Origin of the sequence: Edaphobacter sp. 4G125, from assembly GCF_014274685.1 — a bacterium.
Lineage (GTDB): Bacteria > Acidobacteriota > Terriglobia > Terriglobales > Acidobacteriaceae > Edaphobacter.
Genome location: NZ_CP060393.1, coordinates 227,008 through 248,997, shown reverse-complemented (window position 1 = coordinate 248,997; position 21,990 = coordinate 227,008). Strand labels below are relative to the sequence as shown.

The 21,990-nt window shown below is 55.9% G+C and carries 20 protein-coding genes; 11 read left to right on the top strand and 9 right to left on the bottom strand.

Features of this window, described 5'->3' with window-relative positions; genetic code table 11:
- The first annotated feature begins 37 nt into the window (after window positions 1-37).
- Window positions 38-853: an NIPSNAP family protein gene (locus H7846_RS01105; RefSeq protein ID WP_186694541.1), complete on the top strand. Its 816-nt coding sequence runs from the start codon at window positions 38-40 to the stop codon at window positions 851-853.
- Between the two features lie 98 nt (window positions 854-951).
- On the opposite strand, the gene H7846_RS01100 is transcribed toward H7846_RS01105, so the two are convergent.
- A complete protein-coding gene (locus H7846_RS01100) occupies window positions 952-1,425 on the bottom strand; it encodes a DUF4126 family protein (RefSeq protein WP_186694539.1) in 474 nt (157 codons plus the stop codon).
- Between the two features lie 159 nt (window positions 1,426-1,584).
- Here H7846_RS01100 and H7846_RS01095 point away from each other — a divergent pair, with 159 nt between their 5' ends.
- The 4 genes from H7846_RS01095 (at window position 1,585) to H7846_RS01080 (ending at window position 6,123) form a co-directional block, all read left to right on the top strand.
- Window positions 1,585-2,763 carry a fibronectin type III domain-containing protein gene (locus H7846_RS01095; RefSeq protein ID WP_186694537.1) on the top strand — a complete coding sequence of 393 codons (1,179 nt, stop codon included), beginning with the start codon at window positions 1,585-1,587 and terminating at the stop codon, window positions 2,761-2,763.
- A 33-nt stretch (window positions 2,764-2,796) separates the two neighbouring features.
- Window positions 2,797-3,612 carry a fumarylacetoacetate hydrolase family protein gene (locus H7846_RS01090; protein WP_186694536.1) on the top strand — a complete coding sequence of 272 codons (816 nt, stop codon included), beginning with the start codon at window positions 2,797-2,799 and terminating at the stop codon, window positions 3,610-3,612.
- Between the two features lie 152 nt (window positions 3,613-3,764).
- The gene (locus tag H7846_RS01085; RefSeq protein ID WP_186694534.1) at window positions 3,765-4,760 is read left to right on the top strand and encodes a transaldolase; all 996 of its coding nucleotides are present in this window, start codon (window positions 3,765-3,767) and stop codon (window positions 4,758-4,760) included.
- A 208-nt stretch (window positions 4,761-4,968) separates the two neighbouring features.
- Window positions 4,969-6,123 carry an acyltransferase family protein gene (locus H7846_RS01080; protein ID WP_186694533.1) on the top strand — a complete coding sequence of 385 codons (1,155 nt, stop codon included), beginning with the start codon at window positions 4,969-4,971 and terminating at the stop codon, window positions 6,121-6,123.
- A gap of 5 nt (window positions 6,124-6,128) precedes the next feature.
- Here the strand turns inward: H7846_RS01080 and H7846_RS01075 are convergent, their stop codons facing one another.
- Together H7846_RS01075 and H7846_RS01070 are read right to left on the bottom strand one after the other, a co-directional pair.
- Window positions 6,129-7,082 (bottom strand): cation diffusion facilitator family transporter, encoded by a 954-nt coding sequence (locus H7846_RS01075; protein ID WP_186694531.1) that lies wholly within the window; start codon window positions 7,080-7,082, stop codon window positions 6,129-6,131.
- 41 nt (window positions 7,083-7,123) lie between these two features.
- Window positions 7,124-7,564, bottom strand: coding sequence for a DUF3592 domain-containing protein (locus H7846_RS01070; protein ID WP_186694529.1), 441 nt, complete (start codon window positions 7,562-7,564; stop codon window positions 7,124-7,126).
- 159 nt (window positions 7,565-7,723) lie between these two features.
- On the opposite strand from H7846_RS01070, the gene hslV reads away from it, so the two are divergent.
- Both hslV and hslU read left to right on the top strand, forming a co-directional pair.
- The gene (hslV, locus tag H7846_RS01065) at window positions 7,724-8,362 is read left to right on the top strand and encodes an ATP-dependent protease subunit HslV (RefSeq protein WP_449240078.1); all 639 of its coding nucleotides are present in this window, start codon (window positions 7,724-7,726) and stop codon (window positions 8,360-8,362) included.
- A 41-nt stretch (window positions 8,363-8,403) separates the two neighbouring features.
- Window positions 8,404-9,966, top strand: coding sequence for an ATP-dependent protease ATPase subunit HslU (gene hslU, locus H7846_RS01060; protein ID WP_186694527.1), 1,563 nt, complete (start codon window positions 8,404-8,406; stop codon window positions 9,964-9,966).
- Here the strand turns inward: hslU and H7846_RS01055 are convergent, their stop codons facing one another.
- A complete protein-coding gene (locus H7846_RS01055) occupies window positions 9,967-10,188 on the bottom strand; it encodes a hypothetical protein (RefSeq protein ID WP_186694525.1) in 222 nt (73 codons plus the stop codon).
- Window positions 10,189-10,332: 144 nt separating this feature from the next.
- On the opposite strand from H7846_RS01055, the gene H7846_RS01050 reads away from it, so the two are divergent.
- On the top strand, window positions 10,333-11,604 hold the full coding sequence (locus tag H7846_RS01050) for an MFS transporter (protein WP_186694523.1): 1,272 nt from the start codon (window positions 10,333-10,335) through the stop codon (window positions 11,602-11,604).
- Window positions 11,605-11,681: 77 nt separating this feature from the next.
- Complete coding sequence (locus H7846_RS01045; protein WP_186694521.1) at window positions 11,682-12,857, top strand: Gfo/Idh/MocA family protein; 1,176 nt, start codon at window positions 11,682-11,684, stop codon at window positions 12,855-12,857.
- 1 nt (window position 12,858) lies between these two features.
- Here H7846_RS01045 and H7846_RS01040 read toward each other — a convergent pair whose 3' ends face one another.
- The 3 genes from H7846_RS01040 to H7846_RS01030 all read right to left on the bottom strand — a co-directional run bounded on the left by H7846_RS01040 (window position 12,859) and on the right by H7846_RS01030 (window position 15,874).
- Complete coding sequence (locus H7846_RS01040; protein ID WP_186694520.1) at window positions 12,859-13,284, bottom strand: DUF3291 domain-containing protein; 426 nt, start codon at window positions 13,282-13,284, stop codon at window positions 12,859-12,861.
- A gap of 52 nt (window positions 13,285-13,336) precedes the next feature.
- The gene (locus H7846_RS01035; RefSeq protein WP_255460761.1) at window positions 13,337-14,170 is read right to left on the bottom strand and encodes a 3-keto-disaccharide hydrolase; all 834 of its coding nucleotides are present in this window, start codon (window positions 14,168-14,170) and stop codon (window positions 13,337-13,339) included.
- A gap of 81 nt (window positions 14,171-14,251) precedes the next feature.
- The gene (locus H7846_RS01030; RefSeq protein ID WP_186694518.1) at window positions 14,252-15,874 is read right to left on the bottom strand and encodes a hypothetical protein; all 1,623 of its coding nucleotides are present in this window, start codon (window positions 15,872-15,874) and stop codon (window positions 14,252-14,254) included.
- Window positions 15,875-16,027: 153 nt separating this feature from the next.
- Between H7846_RS01030 and ruvA the strand changes: the two genes are divergently transcribed.
- The gene (gene ruvA / locus H7846_RS01025) at window positions 16,028-16,621 is read left to right on the top strand and encodes a Holliday junction branch migration protein RuvA (protein ID WP_186694516.1); all 594 of its coding nucleotides are present in this window, start codon (window positions 16,028-16,030) and stop codon (window positions 16,619-16,621) included.
- An 84-nt stretch (window positions 16,622-16,705) separates the two neighbouring features.
- Window positions 16,706-17,956: a bifunctional phosphopantothenoylcysteine decarboxylase/phosphopantothenate--cysteine ligase CoaBC gene (coaBC, locus tag H7846_RS01020; RefSeq protein ID WP_186694514.1), complete on the top strand. Its 1,251-nt coding sequence runs from the start codon at window positions 16,706-16,708 to the stop codon at window positions 17,954-17,956.
- Between the two features lie 8 nt (window positions 17,957-17,964).
- On the opposite strand, the gene H7846_RS01015 is transcribed toward coaBC, so the two are convergent.
- Both H7846_RS01015 and H7846_RS01010 read right to left on the bottom strand, forming a co-directional pair.
- On the bottom strand, window positions 17,965-19,170 hold the full coding sequence (locus H7846_RS01015; protein ID WP_186694512.1) for a glycosyltransferase: 1,206 nt from the start codon (window positions 19,168-19,170) through the stop codon (window positions 17,965-17,967).
- Between the two features lie 90 nt (window positions 19,171-19,260).
- Window positions 19,261-21,981, bottom strand: coding sequence for an ABC transporter permease (locus H7846_RS01010; protein WP_186694510.1), 2,721 nt, complete (start codon window positions 21,979-21,981; stop codon window positions 19,261-19,263).
- Window positions 21,982-21,990: the final 9 nt, after the last annotated feature.

Here is a 21,990-nt window from a genome sequence, read left to right as displayed (position 1 = left end):
GGCGAACATCACGACGAAGCAACCGAGATACACGTACATGTACTGCTCTGATACCGTAGCTTCTATGGATCGTCGTCAACTTATCGCTGGTACAGCCGCTATGTCTGCTCTCTTCGCTACCTCGTCCCAAGCTGCCGCCGCAACACCACTGAGCTTCCTGGAGCTCACCACATGGCGCCTGCACAATAGTGACGAGTCGCAGGTCAAGCGCGTCTCGGACTACCTTGAGAGCGGACTTTTCCCCGCGCTCACCCGCGCGTCTTCCAGGCCGGTCGCTGCTCTTGCAAATCTTATTGGCCCCGACGGTCCTTCCATCCTGGCACTCACTCAGCACACCAATCTTGCTGCCATGCAGCAGGCTCTTGCTGCGCTCGAAACTGACGACGCGCATCAGAAGGCGCTCCAGGCGCTCAACGATGGCCCTGGCCTCCCCTTCGTCACGATTGAAAGCAGCTTGCTACAGAGTCTCGCTATCCTGCCTGCGGCTGTTCTTCCTAACGATGCCGCCAGCCGGCCACCGCGCATCTTCGAACTTCGTACCTACCAGTCGCAGTCTGTGCCGGCGCGTCAGAAGAAGTCAGGGATGTTCAACAACGGCGAGATCGCGACTTTTCAGCGCCTGGGGATGCGACCTGTCTTCATTGGTGAATCTGTGATTGGCCCGCGTCAGCCAAACATCACCTATATGCTCTCGTTCGATTCGCTTGCCGAGCGGGAAAAGCTCTGGCATGCCTTTGGCTCGGACCCCGAGTGGAAGAAACTCAGCGCTCCGCCTGAGCTCAAGGACTCGCAGATTGTCGCCAACATCAGCAACACGATGTGGCGTCCGCTGCCGTTCTCGCCCCTGAAGTAAGGAATTACCAGCTTCGCCACCGCAATGCCGGGTTTTTCCAGTTCCGGCTCTTTGCCATTCCTCCAATACGTTACGGAATGACAAACAGAGTTTTACGGTCACATTTTGGAGACCACAAAGAGTCCACCGGAAATCGCCAGCAGGTCCTCGACGACGGCAACCACAAAATCGGGCAGGTTCATGTGAGTTACCAACCCATGCCGGACGTTGTAGCCGACGAAGGCCCCCGTGATCCCTCCGAGCGAGCCCAGCAGGATTCCCACAGGAACTCCTTTTCCTGCGCTCATGGCGAGGGCCGCACCGCAGAGCCCCCCGGTGATGATACGAGCGATCAGTCCAACGGGGGCTGTTCTGGCAGGAGTCTTCGGAAGCTTGTCTACGATCAGTTCTCCGATGGCAAACAGGGTGAAGATTGAAAGAGCCGCGATCGTGTCCAGAAAAGCTAAAGGAGTCTTTTCCAAGTGAATCCATTGCACGTATGCCGTCGCACAAATGATGGCGGGAGCCATCATGGAGCGCAGTCCGGCGACACACCCGATCAGAAAACAGAGTAGGAGCAGTGAAGAGTACATCCGTTCCCATCCTTTCTACAACGGAACTGGCAGGTCATTGTCGCCCAAACCCTTGAATAAACGCAAAGTTTCTTCTTATGGACGCCGGTGAATACGAATGTGCGGCCCTGATCACTGCCTGGTTTAGCGAAATTGCACAAGATGCTAGGCTGAAGACGGATGCAAGTCCCACCCAAAGCCCTGCGATTGAGCCGTCAACGCCTCTGCATCTCCACACTCTCAGCCTTCGCTTTTGTTCTGCTGCTGACGTCTTGCGCCAGTCCTGGTCCACCGCATCCACCCTCGCTTCATCTGTCTGAGGTGGTTACGGACCTGACGGCGGACCGGGTCGGCGAGGGCGTCCATCTCCGCTGGACGACGCCGCAGCGTACGACCGATGGCCTCAAGGTTCCTTCTCCGCTTACAGCGGAGATCTGCCGTGAGATCTCTCCAAAGCCCGAGGCGGCTCCGGTAAAACCTTCGCGACAAACCCTGCCGCTTCAGGAGGCGCCCGGGTGCAGCATTGTGCTTCATCTTACGGTCAAGTCCGGCGTAACCGAGGCCGACGACCAGTTGCCCGCGGCTCTCACGCATGATCCGGTCGTGCTGCTTGGATACCGTATTCGCATTCTGAACCCACAGGGGCGATCGGCGGGTATCTCGCGAGCAGCTTTGGTACCCGCGGGTGAGGCGCCGCCTATGGTGATGGGATTGAAGGCGACACCGACCCGCACCGGTGCGATGGTAGAGTGGCAGCCTTCGAACGCAATCTCTGTCATGGAATTGGACCGCACGCTTCTCTCGGTACCTACCGCTAAGACATCCAAAAAGGCTGCGGTCGCTCTTCCTGAAGAACAGCCGATCGAGGTGAAACTGCGCGCCGCTAATCCCGATGCTGATTCTGTTGATCATGGAGGAACCATGGATCGCACAGCCATTCGCGGACAGCAGTATCGCTATCGCGCTCAGCGCATCCGAACGGTCGAGATCGGCGGCGACAGGTTCGAGCTGCGTGGAGAGCTTTCTGCCCCGATCACCCTGATCATGACGGATCATTTTGCTCCGGCAGCCCCCACCGGACTGGCGGCTGCTCCCGGAACAGAGGGCGCTACTGCCACAATCGATCTCTCCTGGCAGGCCAATACGGAGACTGATCTGGTCGGATACAACGTCTATCGTCGGGAGGGCTCCTCGGATGTGTTCCGTCGGATCACGACGACCCCAGTTGTTGGTCCTGGATTTTCCGATGCGACAGCGTCGGTGGGCCATACCTACATGTACCGCGTAACTGCCGTTGATGGCACTGGAAACGAGAGTTCACCTTCCAACGAGGTCACCGAGACGGCCAGGAAGTTTTGAAATATTCTTTCGGAGAAGAAAGGACAACCGCCGATGAAGTACTGCAGGTACCTCTCAGATGGAGTTGCTCAGTATGCCCTGGTTGAGGAGCGGGACGGACTCCTTTGGGCGGTGCAGTCGATGGCTCCCCCTGAAGAGGACCTTGCGGCTTGCCTGGCCGCTTTGAACCAGCCTGCGGACAGGGCATTTACTCCTACGCCTCTCGCGAATCTCTCTTTATTACCGCCGGTTACGCCCTCCAAGATCATCTGTATCGGTCGTAATTACCGCGAGCACGCCGCAGAGCTGGGCAATGAAGTGCCAAAGGAGCCATTGCTCTTCCTCAAGCCGCCGTCGTCGCTGCTTGCTCCGGGAGGTACGGTGAAGATGCCTGCGCTTTCGAAGCGAGTGGATTACGAAGGTGAGCTGGCAATCGTAATCGGTCAACGCTGCAGCCATCTCAGTCCTGCCGAGGACCCGCTCGATTACATTCGTGGTTACACCATCGTCAACGACGTCACAGCGCGCGATATTCAAAAATCGGATGGGCAATGGACGCGGGGTAAAGGATGGGATACCTTCTGCCCCGTTGGTCCTATCGTCTCCGATGAGATAGATCCTCTTGACGGCGATCCGGTCACAGTAACGACACGTCTCAACGGCCAGGTGAAGCAGAATGGGTCGACGGCTGACCTGATCTTTCCTTTAGATTTTCTGCTGCGCTACATCTCAGCTTCGATCACGCTTGAGCCGGGTGACCTGATCCCTACCGGTACGCCTGCGGGAGTAGGACCGGTGCAGACCGGCGATACAGTTGAGGTGGAGATCACCGGACTCGGCGTGCTGAAGAACAGTTTCAGCGCTGAATAATCCTTTGATATGAACGGGTTAAGCCATTGCCTCTAAATAGGCGTAAATCCTGTATTTTGAAGGTCTTTTTATCATTGTCCCGGTACCGGGGGCCTGCGTAACGCTTCACAGCTTGATAAAATCAAAGTAAGCAGCGAAGGAGTGCAAAGATTATGGCGACAATTCTCGAACAGCTTCGTGGCATGACCACTGTGGTCTCCGATACCGGCGATATCAACGCCATCAAGCAGTACAAGCCGACGGACTCCACAACCAACCCATCTCTGATTCAGGCTGCTGCCGGCATGCCGGAGTACCAGTCCATCGTTGATGATGTGCTACAGCAGGCACGCAAAAATGCAGGCCCGAGCGCGACCGATGAGCAGGTTGCTGGGCTGGCCTTCAAGACCCTGGCCGTCGCCTTTGGCAAGAAGATTCTCGAGATTATTCCCGGCCGCGTCTCCACTGAGGTGGATGCCCGCATCTCCTACGATACGGAGAAGTCCATCGAGACGGCTCGCGACATCATTGCGCAATACGAAAGCGCCGGCATCTCTCGCGAGCGCGTTCTCATCAAGCTCGCCTCCACATGGGAGGGCATCAAGGCCGCCGAGGTTCTGGAGAAGGAAGGCATTCACTGCAACATGACCCTTCTCTTCGGCCTTCACCAGGCGATTGCCTGCGCCGAGGCGAAGGTCACCCTGATTTCCCCGTTTGTTGGCCGCATTCTCGACTGGTACAAGAAAGACACCGGTAAGGATTATGTTGGGGCGGACGATCCCGGCGTACAGTCGGTTACAACCATCTACAACTATTACAAACATTTTGGCTACAAGACTCAGGTGATGGGCGCGAGCTTCCGCAACACCGGCGAGATCGTCGAGCTGGCGGGATGCGATCTGCTGACCATCGCACCCAAGCTGCTCGGTGAGCTTCAAGCCGCAAGCGGAACGCTTGAACGCAAGCTCGACCCGGAGAAGGCCAAGACGATGAAGATCGAGAAGATCGTCGTCGACAAGGCGACCTTCGACAAGATGCACGCCGCCGATCGCATGGCAAACGACAAACTGAAGGAAGGCATCGAAGGCTTCTCGAAGGCGCTTGAGGATCTGGAAAAGACCTTGGCGAAGCGACTCCAAGAGATCGGCGAACCTGCCGCAGCACGTTAATTCTTCACAGATACAACTTAGAAGACCGCGTCCAGTGACGCGGTCTTCTTTATAACCTCCCCCTTTCCCGCCGGTCTGAACACGACAAAATACAAGACCACAAAGATTTCTGCCTTGCTGAAATTCTGCCGTTATCCGTCTGGACTGTTGCGACGCAGGCAAAAAGAATTCAGGGCGATGGCTTCGTTGCCGTAAACATGGGGTACGAATGGTTGAGACGGTACTTGCTGCAACGCCAGGAAGAGAATCGGCGGTTTCGCACGAAAAGAGGATGCCGCATATCCAGGCACTCGATGGCGTTCGCGGACTTGCGATCACTCTCGTTCTGCTGGTCCATCTGTTATGGTCCAGCAACCGGCCTACCGGGTCTTTTTTTATTGATCTTCTTCTGAAAGTTAAAAATGCGGGATGGATTGGGGTGGACCTGTTCTTTGCCCTCTCCGGATTTCTGATCACCGGAATCCTGTTTGATTCGCTGACGGGTAAACATTACTTCCGAAATTTTTACATGCGCCGGGCTTTGAGGATCTTCCCTCTGTATTACGGCGTTCTGTTTGTTCTTTTCCTCGTCTTTCGTCCTACATGGAATACAGGACGCCAGCTTTATGTGCTCCTGTTTTACCTTCAGAACACCTCTTTGTGGTGGCATGGATCTCAGGTTGCAGCGATCAAAGATATTACGGGGCATCTATGGTCTCTCGCTGTCGAAGAACAGTTTTATCTCGTTTGGCCTGTGATTGTGTTTCTCGTTCGAGATCGTAGAAAGCTGCTCTGGGTTGCGCTTGCCCTCGCTTTTACCGCTCCTGTAACCAGGATGATTTTGCTAGCACATGGAGCAAACTTTGAGGCAACCTACAAATTGACGATCTGCCGATCGGATGCTCTCCTTGCCGGTGGGTGGCTTGCTCTGGCAATTCGTGGAAAACATCGAGAGAGTATTCTACGCGCTGCTGCCCCAGTCTTCGGTTTGGCGGTGGTCGCTTGCCTGATAATCGCCTGGAAAACGGGATCATTCAATTGGGAAGATAACCGGCTTATCAATGGTCTCGGCTACAGCATACTTGCCCTCGCCAGCACTTCGCTGATCGCGATGGCGCTAGTACCCGGATCAAGAACAGCGTCGATAATGAACTGGTCCGTCTTACGTTGGTTGGGGAAGTACAGCTATGGCATCTATATCTTCCATCAGATGATGGGAGTGATCTATGCGGCATTTTTGCAAACACATATCCATTCCAGGGGAGGTCTTCACGCTGCGATTTTGATCTGCAACCTGATGTTGACGTTCCCTCTCGCGTGGCTGAGTTTTCGCTTTTACGAACGGCGGTTCCTTCGTCTCAAGCGATACTTCGGCCCCGCATAGATGGTTTAGTGGGAATGGCTGTGGCCGTGGTGGTGATGATCATGGGCACCGACCTCTTCCGGCTCGGGAGGAGAGCTGCAACCGTGTGTCGTCTCGCATCCGGTTGTCTCAAACTGGATCGTCGTGTGATTGATATGGAAGCGGTCGCGTAGACGACAGTTGATCTCGGTAAGGATGGAGGTACACTCCGACGCGGGCATCTCCGCAACGGTTACATGGCTGGCCAGTGCATGGGATTGCGCTCCCAGGCTCCAGATGTGAAGGTCGTGCACATCCAGCACTCCCTGAACGGACTGCATAGCCAGGCGTACGGCGCCGAGTTGCAGGTTTCTGGGCGTACCTTCCAGCAGGATGTTCAGTGTCTCACGCAGGATGCCGACGGAACTCCATAGGATCATCACAGCGATCATGAGCGAGAGAACGGGATCCACCCAGGACATTCCGGTAAACAGAATGGCTGCGCCGCCGACGATAACAGCAGCAGTAGAGAGCGTATCTCCCAGCATGTGCAGAAAGACGCTGCGAATATTCACGTCTCCGGAGAATTTCCATAGGAGCGCCGCGACCGTGCCGTTCATCAATACTCCGGCGACAGCGACCTCCATCATGATCTCGGGTTGGACCGCGACCGGCGAGCTGAGCCGCTGGATGGCTGTAACCGCGATCCAGACGGAGAGTACGACCAGCGTTGCCGCGTTTACGAAGGCAGCTAAAACTCCTGCGCGCTGATAGCCGAAGGTTTTTTCGTCCGTAGCGGGACGGCCTTGAAAATACACCGCCACGTAGGAGAGGACGATGGCGAGCAGATCACTGAGGTTATGTCCTGCTTCAGAGATCAGGGCCAGGGAATGAGCTTTGAGACCGAAGAGGAACGTTGCCAGAACATAGGCGGCAGTGAGGCCCATGGACGCCTTCAGGACCTGCTGCATCCGGCGGTTCGGGGTGGCGACCATGTGCATAGGTCAAGTGTAGTCTTCGCTAGCCACTTCGATCTACAGGATCAATCGGAGTTTGCTTGCGCATCGGGATGGGGATGTGTGGAGCTGAGTCGCAATCCGCTCCAGGCCTCGGCGACTACGATGCTATTCGCCGGATTATGTGGTTCATACCGCACCTGGATGGGAAGATCGGTTCGAATATCGCGAACCAGTTCGCCCAACGACGCGACATCCTGCGCTGCCTCATAGCTGACTCCAGCGATGCGGTAGTTATAGACGATGACCTGCCGGGAGGAAGAAGAGTCGTCCTGCTGGGTAAAAGGAGCCTCGATGATGCTGCCGTCCGTAATACGGCCATTCGCGGCGAGCAGGTCGCGGCGAGTGCGTTCAATCTCTTCCGCGGTGGGGCGAGGGCGACGAAAGAGATACCAGACAAGGCCTCCGACGGCCATCGTCGCAGCCGCTGTAAGGGCGGCATTCCGAGGAGAGCGCAGGGGAACCAAGAGGTATTCTGGCACGTTGGTGAACACGGCTGTCTACGCAAAGCATAGCCCAGGTCAATAATTTGCGGATAAACAGGTTGATTGGATGTTGCTTTTACGACAACAGCACACCTTTATGGGATGGTCAAAAGCAGTCCTTCGTCGGCGATATACTGGGATGTGAGCAAAAAACGTACCCCTTCGACCTCGCGATCCGCTTCCAACCCTGCTCAGCCCCTTGGTTCTGTTGCTCATCCGCTCGATCTGGCGGAGGGGCGCCGCATCCGTTCGACCACGGTGGTCTGCGTTCGGCGGGGAGATTCGGTGGTGATGGCTGCCGATGGACAGGTTTCGATGGGATCAACCGTGATGAAGCACTCCGCGAAGAAGATCCGTCGGCTCTACCAGGATAAGGTGCTTGCCGGATTCGCCGGTTCGACCGCCGATGCCTTCTCGCTCTTTGCTCGTTTTGAAACCAAACTGGAGCAGTACGCCGGCCAGCTGAGCCGCGCTGCTGTGGAGTTGGCCAAGGACTGGCGCACCGATAAGATGCTGCGTCAGCTTGAAGCGCTCCTGATCGTCGCTGATGCCAAATCGACGTTGATGCTTTCTGGAACAGGAGACGTGATCGATCCTGACGAAGGTATCTGTGCCATCGGCAGCGGCGGCAGCTTCGCTCTTGCCGCCGGTCGCGCCCTGCTGGAGAATACACAGCTCTCCGCGCGCGAGGTTGCCGAGAAATCAATGAAGATTGCCGGCGACATCTGCATCTATACCAACCAGAACTTTACGATTGAGGAGCTGAAAGCGAACTCATAGTGCTAACTTACTGACTCTCTTTCACCCAGGAGCTTCACCCGATGGCAATCTACCTACCCGGAACAGCAGAAGACCAAGCGCTTGCGCTCGACGAGATGACTCCGCGCGAGATCGTCGCTGAGTTGGACAAGTACGTCGTTGGCCAGCACGCCGCGAAACGCGCTGTTGCAATCGCGCTGCGTAACCGCATGCGCCGCCAGAAGCTCACTCCCGAGCTTGCCGACGAGATTATGCCGAAGAACATCATCATGATTGGGCCGACCGGCGTGGGCAAAACGGAGATCGCACGACGTCTCGCCAAGTTGACCAATTCTCCCTTTCTTAAGGTTGAGGCATCGAAGTTTACCGAGGTCGGCTATGTTGGCCGCGATGTTGAATCCATCGTGCGCGACCTGGTGGAGATCGCCATCGACATGGTGCGTGACGAGAAGCTCGAAGAAGTGGAGGACAAGGCCGAGCTCGCTGCTGAAGACCGCCTGCTCGATCTGCTTCTGCCGCCTACGCCCACGGCTTCCGTCACAACAGCGGCTACCCATGAGCAGGGAACCAACGTGATTCAGCTTCCGGCTTCTACACCTGAGTCTCAGACAGAAGACCGTCCCGGCGACCGCGAACAGCGCACCCGCGAAAAATTGCGCCAGCAGTTCCGCGAAGGGAAGCTGGACGACCGTATCGTCGAGATCGACGTGCGCGACCGCAACCAACCCAGCTTCGAGATCATCACCAACCAGGGCGCCGAAGAGATGGACATTAACCTGAAGGACATGATTCCAGGTCTTTTCGGGCAACGTACCAAGAAACGCAAAATGAAGGTCGCTGAAGCCTTCGAATATCTTGTGCAGGAAGAGGAGTCCCGCCTCATCGACATGGATCAGGTCACCCGCTTGGCCGTCGAGCGCGTCGAAGACTCCGGCATGGTATTCCTCGACGAGATCGACAAGATCGCCGGACGCGAGGGCGGGCACGGTCCCGATGTGTCTCGCGAGGGTGTGCAGCGCGACATCCTTCCCATCGTCGAAGGCACGACCGTCAATACCAAATATGGCATGGTTTCGACCGATCACATCCTCTTCATTGCTGCGGGAGCCTTCCACGTCTCGAAACCCTCGGACCTTATCCCCGAACTCCAGGGGCGTTTCCCGATCCGTGTTGAGCTGCAATCGCTCACCGTCGATGACTTCGTGCGCATCCTCACTGAGCCCAAGAGCTCGCTGGTCAAGCAGTCGACAGCTCTGCTGGAAACCGAAGGTCTCAAGCTGGAATTCACCAAGGAAGCCATCGCCGAAATGGCGCAGTTCGCCTTCCGCGTCAACGAGACGACCGAGAACATTGGCGCACGTCGGCTTCACACCATCCTCGAACGCGTGCTGGACGAGATCAGCTTCCAGGCGCCCGACCTGATGAAGGCTTCGCGGGCGCAGGCAACGGAAGAAGGCGTGGTCGCGCAGATCTCCGCCTCGACTCCAACCGCTTCGCCGCTCCCCGTGATTGAGCGCAAGACAGAAAGCGGGGCCGAGAAGGTGATCGTAGTCGATCCAGAGTATGTCCGGCAGCAGGTCGCCTCGATCGTGAAGGACCAGGACCTGAGCCGCTACATCCTGTAATTAACTATCTTTGCGGTAGAGCATGTCGCGGATGGCTTTTCGTCGAGCCTCGTTGGCTCCACGCTCGTACTCGCGCTCGGCGGCATCCGCCGCACGATTCTCGCCCGTGGAGGACTCATCCTCCATGCTGCACTCGGGACAGCGATTGGCAAAACCCGGTTTATCGGGCTTCAGCTCGAACTCTTCGTGACACACGACACAGACTTTGATTGGAAACGCCATTGCGCCTCTTATTTTAACGAGAAATGGACGTTTCGCTGATGTGGATTCCGCATCTTCCTCAGTGCGCTCGTTATCCAATCATTAGATTCATTCATAAAAATCGATCCTGGATCGACCCGGAAGTACACTAAAAACATACCCGTTATGAGCGAGATCTCCGTTACCGCGAGCTTTCCTGCCTCTGATGTATCGTCTGCATCCGAGTTTGAAGCCCCACGACTACAGGGGCCTTCGAAGGCGCTCTTTCGGGTGCTGGCTGCCATCAGCTTCTGCCACCTGCTCAACGACATGGTGCAGTCGCTGCTGCCCGCGATCTATCCCATCCTGAAAAGCTCGTTTCATCTGGACTTTACGCATCTCGGTTTGCTCACGCTCACCTATCAGGTCGTGGCCTCGCTGCTTCAGCCTGTGATCGGACAGTTCACCGACGCGCGGCCCAAACCCTATGCGTTGCCTGTTGGTATGACGTTTACGCTCGTAGGGCTGATTTTGTTGGCTGTTGCGCCGGACTTCACCTGGCTGCTGATCGCGTCTTCGTTGGTTGGCGTTGGCTCGGCGATCTTCCATCCGGAATCCTCGCGTATCGCGCGCATGGCTTCGGGCGGAAAACATGGCTTCGCGCAATCGTTCTTTCAGGTGGGCGGAAACACCGGCTCGGCGATCGGACCTCTGCTGGCCGCCTTCATCGTCCTGCCCCAGGGACAAAAAGGAATGGCATGGTTCGCGATCCCGGCCATCGTTGGAATCGTTGTGCTGATGCGCGTAGGCCGCTGGTACAAGGCACGGCAGGCTGAGTCCGCAAAGCGTAAAAATGAGGAGCGTCACGCCCACGTTCCTCTCTCACGCACAAGAATCTCTGTTGCCATCTCGGTCCTGATCGCGCTGATTTTTTCGAAGTATTTTTATCTTGCCAGCCTGACAAGCTACTACACCTTCTATCTCATTCAGCGTTTCCAGGTCTCTGTGCAGACCTCGCAGATCATGCTCTTCATCTTCCTCGGGGCGGTGGCTGCTGGAACGCTGATCGGAGGCTCGGCAGGCGATCGCTATGGCCGCAAGCTCGTGATCTGGTTCTCGATTCTCGGCGTGCTGCCGTTTACGCTCATCCTGCCCTACGCAAATCTCTTCTGGACAGGAGTTCTCAGCTTCATCATCGGCTTCGTGATTTCGTCAGCATTTTCCGCCATCCTGGTCTATGCGCAGGAGCTTCTTCCGGGCCGCGTCGGCATGATCTCCGGTCTCTTCTTTGGCGTCGCCTTCGGCATGGGCGGAATCGGAGCCGCGGTCCTGGGCAAGATGGCCGATGTGAAAGGAATCTTCTTCGTCTATCACCTTTGCGCTTACCTGCCTGCTATTGGTCTGCTCACAGGTCTTCTGCCGGATATCGAAACTCCCAGAAGAAGGCACGCGGCCTAGATCGCAAGCATTCTCAATCCAGATGCCTCCATCTGGTACCATCCTCCCGACTTCCAAAGAGGAGAATCCGGAGAGTTATGTCCTTCAGTACCAACCGTCGCAGCTTCCTCGTCGCTAGCGGTTTGACCGCGCTTGCTTCTACCCGCGCTTTCGGCGCCAACGAGCGCCTGCGCGTCGGCATCATCGGTGCCGGAGGCCGTATGAAGGGAGTGTTGGGTTCAGCCGACCAGACCGGTGTCCCTTTCGATATCGTCTCCGTTTGCGATGTGTATGGGCCGCGTCGTGCCGAGATCAAGGCTCGTTCGAATGCGTCAACCGCAACCGAACATGTTGACTACCGCGAGGTAACCGACGATAAGACGATCGATGCCGTATTCATCGCTACACCCGATCACTGGCATGTACGCATCGCAGCATCTGCGCTCGCCGCAGGCAAGGATGTTTATCTCGAAAAGCCTGTGACACATACGCTCGAAGAAGGGGCCGTGCTGACCAGGGCCGTGCGCTCCGGCAAACAGGTCCTCCAGTGCGGTATGCAGCAGCGTAGCTGGTCGCATTTTCGTAACGCAGTCGACCTGATTCAAGGCGGAGCGTTGGGCAAGATACCGCAGGTGCGTACTTATTGGTGGCAGAATTACGGCTTCAGCTGGGTACCCAAGCCAGTGGATCAGTCGCAGCTCGACTGGAATCGCTGGCTCGGTGGAGCGCCGGAACAGCCCTTTACGCTCGAGAAATTTTTCCGCTGGCGCTGGTTCTGGAACTTCGGCGGCGGAGCCATGACCGACCTCTTCACCCACTGGATCGACGTCGTCCACTGGGCGATGAAGTCCGACGAACCGACCACAGCCTTCATGCTCGGTGATAAACGCGTCTATCAGGACTGGGAGTGCCCAGACACGATTCAGGCCGCCTTCCGTTATCCCCATTTCGACGTCGTCTACGAAGGAATGATGGCCTCTTCAATTGATGATGGCGGCCTGGAGTTCCGCGGCACAGAAGCCACTTTAAAGCTCACTCGCAGTGGCATGACGCTTTACCGCGAAGGTGTCAGGAACGATAAGAACCCTGTACTACGAGAGGAGTCTTTCGAAGACGGTACCATTGCTCACACGCGCAACTTCTTTGACTGCATTAAGAGTCGCAAGGAACCCAATGCGCCTGTGGAGACCGGTGTTTCTGCGGCACGTGCAGGGCATATCGGGAATCTCGCCTATCATCACGGTGGCAAAACCGCCTGGCCGGTGAAGGCATAAGCTACCGGCGGATCAGTGCACCGGCAGTTATACGCGGAGCGCGATAGTTCAAAGTGGCATGTTGAGGACTGGGGTGCAGTACCTTCGATGCGCGCCCGTTCTCGCGCATATGAGCATCTGCTTCTGCCCAGCTGGGTAGCGTTTCGTCCGGCTGAGTAAAGTGCACTACCGAGGCCTCATCGCACCAATTCAGCAGATAGGGCATAACTCGCTTATGAGCTCCGCTTGTCATGAAGGCTCGCATACTCTCTTGCGAGTCCCACACTGTCATCGTCCAAAACGTCATGTTCCGATCAGTCAGAAGGGCACCGGTCACAAATCCCAGTGCCTTCCTCACCTGTTGACGGGAGCGCAGTGTGTGAACGGCAAATGAGGGGATGAAACGCAGTGACCGGACCCGCAATCGCGTTACGCTAACGAATGCCATCGAACGATCCCATACCCCTCCTCCAACTGGTGAAGGAGGGGTGATAACTTACTTACTTCATTACCGGCCGAAAGTTCAACTCCCGTACCCAGATATTTCGGAAGCTGATGGGCTCACTCTTGTCGCCGTGCGCCTGTAGCTTGATCGGGGCTTCATCGTACGCTTTGTAGAAGGGCTTTCCGATGTATAGCGTCTGCCCTTTCAGTTCGAAGTGATCCTGCACCAGCACGCCATTCATAAAGACTGTGGCATAGGCCGGCGTCTTTAGCGAACCATCTTCATTGAAGCGTGGGGCTGTCCACACGATGTCGTAGCTTTGCCACTCGCCTGGCTTGCGCGCCGGATTTGCCAGCGGAATCCCCTGCTTGTAGATCGCGCCCACCTGCCCGTTTACATAGGTCTTGTTGTTATAGTTGTCCAATACCTGTAACTCGTAGCCGTCGTCGCGCGGACCGGTCGAGGCCAGAAAAACACCGCTGTTGCCGCGCGCCTGGTCCGATCCCGTGATGTCCTTCGGTATCCTCCACTCGATATGGAGCTGATAGTCCTTAAACTTCTTCTTTGTCTCAATATTTCCGACACCCTTCTCTTTGCTGACAGTCAGGATGCCATTGTGGACATTCCATCTGGCCGGGGACTGGTCCTGTGCGGAAACCCACTCGTCCAGATTCTTGCCATTGAACAGTACGATCGCATCTGAAGGAGGGTCTGAATCGGTTTTGCCCGGCGTCACGATCGGAGGCACCGGCTCATACACCTCGGTGTCTTGATGCCGAGGCTTAGGGGCTGCATCCTGCGCGATGAGCTGAGTGGCCAGAGGCGCAGCCATTGCAATGGCAAGAGCGGGGACGAAGAGTGTAGAGGGCTTCCACAGAAGGTTTCGCATAGGTATCTGCCAAGATACACCGAAAAGGTTTCTCGTTGGAAACAACGCGTATATTGATTCGCCTCGCTAGCACGTAGCTTGTTATGGTTCCATGCAGCTTGCGTTTTGCGCATCCGGCAAAGTCACAAAGCTGATCGTTAATGGTGCAAAGCGCAGCGTACCTGCTTTGACGGCCTTTCCCTTGAGGGCAGGTATCGTTCCGTCCTGAGCTGCCTTCAACGCAATGCCATTGAGCAATACCTCTTTGCTGGACAGCGCCGGAGCCGAGAGCGTATAGAGCTCGCCCGCCAGAGGAAACTGGATGGTCTGCTCCTGCTTTTCATCCAGGTTCAGAACCAGCACCGAAACCCCGCCGCGGGAACCCTTCATGCACTGCGCGAACACCCGTAAATTTTCGGTTGGAGCAACGTCAGGATCCAGCACGCGCGTTCCCATAGTTCGCTTCCATAGCAGTGCAGCCCAGTAATTGGGCCGTGGCTCCAGGGTTTCTTCGTCCAGTAGACCGTAGTCGCTCGCCGCAAGTGTATTGTGCATTACAACCTTTACACTCTTCTGGGCCAGGGCGCCCAACTGATCGAGGAAGCGAAAGCTATCGACAAACTCCGCGGCCCACTTATCGCCTCCGCAGGCTGTCTGTCCGGTCTCAGTAAGCCACATTGGCTTACCTTGCAGATAAGCATTCCGGAGTTTCGCATAGAAGGCTTCTACCCTGTTCGCGCGATCCAGCCATTCAGCAGTAAGCGCATCCGTTGCAGTTGTGCCCATTGTTGCCGCAGGTCCCGCTGCACAGCGCTGCGAGACTCCTCCATAAAAGTGGTACGAAAACGCATCGAAGACAGGCCCAGTCGTTTTCATCAGATCTTCAGAGCTGAGCATTCGCATCTGCGAAGGGCCAACCAGTGTGACTCCTTCGCCCACTCCGCCAGGGCCCAGGAAGACCGTTGCCGGAGACTCGGCACGCAAAAACATCTTGAAAACCTTGACGTCTTTGCCAAATGCAGTCGCGTCATATCCTCGTGGAGCCCCACCAATCACTGCATACGTTGGTTCATTCATAAACTCCGCTGCCGCAATACGGCCGCCGATCTGCTTCGTGTAATCCAGCACCTCTTTTGCCTGCTGTGGCGTCCATACGCCATCAGCATCTCTTACTCCAGGACTGATAGAGAACGATGTGACGATTTGCGCATCCGTGGCACGAGAGAAGTCCACCACGCCTTTCCACTCGGCGCGTGTCATCACGCTGTTGAAGCCCTTCGGAGGCTCTTTCAGGGCGGGCTCATTGTTGTCCTGGAAATACGTGCTGTTTCGCCAGGTGCCGCTCACCCGGACATACGCGGGTCCCAGAGCCAAGGTGAGCTTACGTAGTCGAGGATTCTCCAGGTTGATCGGAGAACGATACTGGAACAACGCTGGGTCCATCCCTACCGTATGGTTTTCGTCTACCTGCGCCGTGCGCGCCGATTGTTGGGCCTCGATGTCTTTGTAGGGTTTCCAGAATCGCCCACCCGTAATTTCAACCGCCTCAATGTTGTAGGAGAGATATCGAGCATCCACCTGTCCAATACCAGGCATCGTCTGTGGCTTCAAGTCCGTCTGGCCGGAAGCTTCGCCAGGCACGATGGGCAACATCATGGCAACGCATGTCGCCGTAATTGCAGAGAACCTTACCCAGGGGTTGAAGCTCTTTGAATCTGCTTTCATCACGCCTCCTCGGACAAAAGATTGCGTTCTTGTTTTAGGGTCCTTGTTGCCGCTCGATAGTACGCGATGTCCGTGGCTACCATCAATGGAGTTGTTCCTTTCCATGTCTCAATCCGCGACCGCTTAAGGTCTGGCAGTTAGAATCGTGAAAGCATGATCGCTCACCTTCGCGGACGCCTGCTCTCCAAGACACCCAACCAGGCCATCATCGACTGCAACGGCGTCGGCTATGACGTCGCAATCTCGGTCACAACTTTCTCCGAGCTTCCCGCTGAGGGTGCTGAAGCCCAACTGTTCATCCATACGCATGTGCGTGAAGACCAGATTGCGCTCTTCGGTTTTGCGGATACTCAGGAGAAGCGTCTCTTCGAGCGGCTGTTGACCATCAGCGGTATCGGACCAAAGCTCGCTATCACCGTCCTGAGCGGAATCTCGTCCGACCGGCTCGTCGCTGCGATTCGTGGCGGAGATCATGCCACACTGACCAAGATCCCTGGGATCGGAAAGAAGACCGCCGAGCGGGTGGTGCTTGAGCTGAAAGACAAGCTTGACGATATGGCTGTGCCGCAAGCAGTCGCAGGCCCGCACCATGGACCCGCTGGGGACGATGCTCTCTCCGCGCTGGTCAATCTTGGATATGCTCGTCCTGTCGCCCAGAAGGCCATAGAGACTGCTATCGAAAAGGATTCCTCGGTCGCTGAAGACTTTGAAACCCTCTTTCGCGCCGCAATGGCTGCAATTCGTTAGGAATGATAACGTTCACGCTCTTGCGCAGCTGTTCCTCGTGGTCGAGCATACAAAGGCGTATATATAGAAGCGGAGGGGTTGCAGATGGCTACCGAGCGCGTAAAGGTCACCGTAGCGGTTACCGGCGGAATCGCAGCTTATAAAGCTGTCGAAGTCGTGCGCCAGCTTCAGGATGCGGGCTTCGATCCGCACGTGGTCATGACCGAAGCAGCCGAGAAGTTTATCCAGCCCCTAACCTTTTCCGCGATTACTGGCCACAAGGTGATCTCCAGCTTGTGGAGCGAAGATGCAGGCGCCTCCGGCGGTGAGGTTTCAGGCATTGAGCATATTAACGAAGCCCAAACCACTGCTGCCCTGATCGTCGTACCTGCAACCGCCAACATCCTCGCCAAATTTGCCCACGGTGTCGCCGACGACTTCCTCACGACAATGTATCTTGCGACCACCGCTCCGGTGATTGTGGCTCCTGCGATGAATGTCGTCATGTGGCAGCACCCTGCCACGCAGACAAATCTTGAGGTTCTTCGGCAACGTGGGGTAACTATCGTAGAACCAAACAGCGGTTACCTCGCCTGTGGGATGGTTGGCGGTGGTCGCCTCGCGGAGGAAAGCTCAATCGTCGCCGCAGTTGCTGAGGTGCTTTCGCATAACACCCCGCCATTGCAGGATCTTGCCGGGGAGACGGTTCTGATTACTGCGGGCGGAACGCGCGAGCCGATTGACCCGGTCCGTTTTATCGGGAATCGTTCCAGCGGAAAAATGGGTTACGCACTGGCTGCCCGCGCGCGATGTCGTGGGGCGCGAGTCATTCTGATTAGCGCACCTACATCGTTGCCAATGCCAGAGGGGTGCGAGATGATTCCGGTTACGACCGCCGAGGAGATGCGCTCTGCCGTGCTAGCCCGGTTTGGGGAAGCCAGTCTTGTTGTGATGGCTGCCGCCGTCAGCGATTATCGTGTTGCCGAGGCGTCGCTCCAAAAGATCAGGAGAGAAGGTCCCCGGACTCTCCAGCTTGAGCCGACCTCCGATATTCTGCGTGAGATTGTCGAGCGAAAGAAGCCGGGTACCCTCGTAGTGGGTTTTGCCGCGGAGACGGAGAACGTACTCGCTAATGGGCGAGCAAAGCTTGCACGCAAAGGTGTCGATGCGTTGGTCGTCAATGATGTTTCGGGAACTGTAACCGGCTTTGATTCAGATCGTAATGCCGGGTGGTTCCTGACTCCAGCGGAGACGACGGAACTGCAGGAAAGCACTAAGATCGCGATGGCGGACCGTATCCTAACCCAGGCGATCGAACTGCGTAGCGCGCGCCATAGCTCCATGGCCAACCGTTAGCTTCTTGTTTACCCGTGTGTATCAGTCGCGTAGGATGCTTCTCGTTTTTCATTGAGCGCATCTTCATAGCCTTTGTAAACCCGGTCGAAGACTGCGTCCCAACTGCATGCAAGCGCATAGGCACGTGTCGCGACTCGCATCTCGGTAAGGCGGTTCCGATCCTGCGCGAGAGCTGCGATGGCCGGGACGAAACCTTCATCCGGAACGATGAAACCGGTCTGCTGATCGCGCACGATGTACTTCGGGCCACCGTCGGGGGTAACAATCGCCGGCACGCCACTCGATAACGCCTCCAGCACAACATTACCGAAAGTGTCGGTGTGCGAGGGAAAGACAAAGATGTCCATGTTGGCATAGGCGCGGGCAAGATCGGCACCGCGAAGGACTCCAGGTAAATCTGCGTGGGTGAGCGCTGAGCGCAGAGCAGCCTCCTCCGCTCCATGACCTACGATCAAAAACCGGAAGTTCGAGATGCCACGCTCAAGGAGAGCAAGCTCAATCTGTGTCAGCAAGGCGACGTTCTTCTCGATCGACAATCTTCCGACATAACCCAATACCAGGGTGGAATCATCGATAGGCCGCGTGCGATGCGCTGGCGAGAATTGCTCTGTTTCAACACCGCGTTGCATCAGATGGCATCGGCGATGTGTAGCCTGCTCGAGCATGTGACACAGCTCTTCGTTCGGTGCATAGAGCACCCGTGCAAGCGAGTAGAACCGCGCGGTGGCCCAGAGGGAGCCAGCCTCAACGTGTTGCTCAAGGCCGTGTGCAGAGCTTGGAGAAAGATGTCGTGTCAGCCACTCCAGCCTGCGGGCGGCGTACTCATGCACATTGGTATGCCACGAGGCTGCCAGCGGAATCCCCTGTTCCCAGGCGAAGTAAGCACCAAAGATGCCCAGCTCGCTGGGGCCGGTGATGTGAATAATATCTGGAGCAAAACGAAGTAACTCACGTTTGATCGTTCCGGCATGACGGAAGAAGAGAGGATCGAACTGGAGGTCTTTCTCCAGTTGAAAGGCTGCTCGTGATCGCGGCAACTCCAATGTACGCTGTTCCGCAATCTGTTCGAAGGGGTGCGGACGCGAGCCAGCGCGGATGCAAAGGAAGGGCAAGTTATGCCGTTCAGCATAGGCCGCGAAATTGCGACTAGTATGCGCAACGCCGTTAATCTCATGGAAGGAATCGGGAAGATAGGCTACCCGCGGCATGCGCATGAAGATACTTTACTTGAGGCTCGCGATCTCTCGACGCCGTTTTACATTCATGCATTTTTAACATCACGGAGTTGGGAGGATAATGGTCCCTCATTCGTAGCGAAGTGCAACCATAGGATCGACCCGTGCAGCACGTTGCGCGGGCAGATAGCCTGCGACGATAGCAACACCGAGCAAGGCAAGAATTGCACACAACAAGCTGGCTACATCCATTCCGTTGAGGCCAAAGAGCATACTGCCGACGATATGGTTTCCAGCGAAAGCAGCGGGGATTCCAATTGCGACCCCGATAGCAACCAGCAGCACAATCTCTCGCATGACCAGCCAACGCACGTTTGCTCGTGTTGCTCCGATGGCGATACGAATACCGATCTCATTGGTTCGTCGGCCCACCATATACGACATCAGACCATAGATCCCAATGCAGGAAAGGAAAACAGCCAGTGCTCCAAAGAAAGCGGAGAGCTGTGCCACAAGACGCTGATTGGTGATTGAGCTGGCTACCTGCTTGTCGAGCGTAGTAATGTTGCCGATCGGCAGTGTTCGGTTAATGCTGTGGATTGTCTGCTGTACTGCATTTGCGATCATCGTAACATCCCCGTCATAGCGCACAGCAAAGTGCTGGAAGCCCCACGGAGACTGCGTGCTCGGAAAATAGTCGATGTATTGTTGTTCTTCATTCAGGTTTCTGAGCTTGACGTCTTTCGCAATCCCTATGACGACCCGGTCATTCGCAGGCTGTTCCGACGGTGTGTAGTAGTGATGACCAATCGGATTGACGCCTGCTGGGAAGAGGTTCTTGGCTACACTCTCGCTGATGATGGCGACGCGTTGCGAGGTTGACGTGTCCTGTGGTCCGAAGCTGCGCCCGGCCAGCAGAGGAATCTGCATTGTTTTGAAGTAGCCGTCGCCAATGACGTTGTGATTGACGTCGATGTTCTCGTTGTAGGGAACACCAGGAACATGAATGCTGTTATTCCAGGTTCCCTGGTGGTAGAAGAATGCAGCAAAACTCGCAGCCTTAACTCCGGGTAAGGTGCTCACGCGTTCCTCGATCTCCCTAAACATAGAGATCATTCGCGGATCGCTAGGCTTGATGTTCGTTACTGTTGCGTCGATCTCCATCCGCAGCACGCCTTCGCGATTAAAACCGGTATCGACTTTGTTCAGGTTGGCAAGACTGTGTATGAAGAGAATCGCCCCCACCATCAACACGAGTGAAATCGCTACCTGTAAGACGATGAGCGATTTGCCAAGCGGATTTCGCACGTTTGTATTCGACGTGCTGCGGCCATCTTTCAACGTCTCTGTAATCGCAATTCGCGTACCGCGCAACGCCGGGATGCAACCGAAGATAAGTGCAGTAAGAACCGTGATCGCCATGCAGAACAGCAGCAACCGCATGTTGATCGAGACATCCAGCGGAATCACATCTGGTCCAGAAGAGATCATGCGCAGCAACAGGCGATTGGCAAACGCGGCAAATGCAACACCAAGCATGCCGCCGATTGTCGCTAGTAGCAGGCTCTCTGTTAGTAGCTGCCGCACCAACCTACCGCGCTGCGCGCCAAGAGCCTGTCGGACCGCGAACTCGCGTACACGCACTGTCGAGCGAGCCAGCAACAGGTTTGCAATATTAGCGCAGGCGATCAGTAGAACCAACGCTGTAATGGCCATCAGGATTTTTAATGGTTCAGAGAAGGTCTGACGCAGACCCGAGATGCCAGTGGCCATAGAGGTCAGCTGGACGTGCGCCTCATCCAGATGTTCCATGTTCCTCTTGCTGGTATCCACGTCAGAGAAACCGCGAATGATCTGGTGATAAAGTACATCCACATTTGAAGTAGCCTGTTTGATTGTGGTGCCCGGTTTCAAGCGCCCAACGATCAAGAAGGACTGTGAGAAGTTCTGTTTGTAGTAGTTCCAGTTCGGAGGCACGGACTGGATCATGGAAGCGGGCACCCATATGTCAGGTTTCTCGCCAACTTTTGTTCCGAAAAACTCGGCCGGAGCAACGCCTACGATGTTGAAGGTTGTTGTGCCCAATTTGATCTTGCGATTAAGTACATTGGGATCGCCTGCCAGCCCGCGTTTCCACCACGTATCACTGATGACAACGACGGGATGATCGCCCTCACTGCTGTCGTCAGCCTCGTTCAACATTCTTCCCATCACCGGTTGCACACCAAGCGTTGCGAAGTAGTTGCCCGAAACAATCTGCGCATGGATTAACTCTGTCTCATCACGTCCGTCGACTGTACCGTGAACATCATTGCGCATGCTTAGAACTGCCGCAACATCAGAGAAGACAGCGTTTCTCTGTTGCAACTGCCGGAAGAAGGGGTAGGAATAGAGATCGGTCGAGCCGTAACGATCAGTTTGGCCGCTATCGAGTCCTTCTCCTAGAAGGACGAGTTGTTTCGGATCTTTGATTGGCAGCGAACGAAGCATCACCGCATCCAGAAAGCTAAAGATGGCTGTATTCGCTCCGATACCCAACGCCAGTGACAACAACGCCACAAGCGTTAGCGCGGGACTGCGCATCATGGAACGCATTCCATAGCGGAGATCCTGCAGAACGGTCGCGAGACCATTCCATCCCCAAGCCCGATAACTCTTCTCCCGAAGTACAGTGGGATTGCCAAATTTCTGGTTTGCAGTTCTGTGCGCCACTTCTGGATTCTCGCCGCGCTCGATGTACTCTTCCTCACGAAGCTCTCGATGCAGACGCATCTCTTCCTCCAGGTCCTGCTGAAAGCGATTGCCTTGAAACAACATCTGTATGCGTCGTAGAGCTTCGTTCAAAGACATATCCGGCTC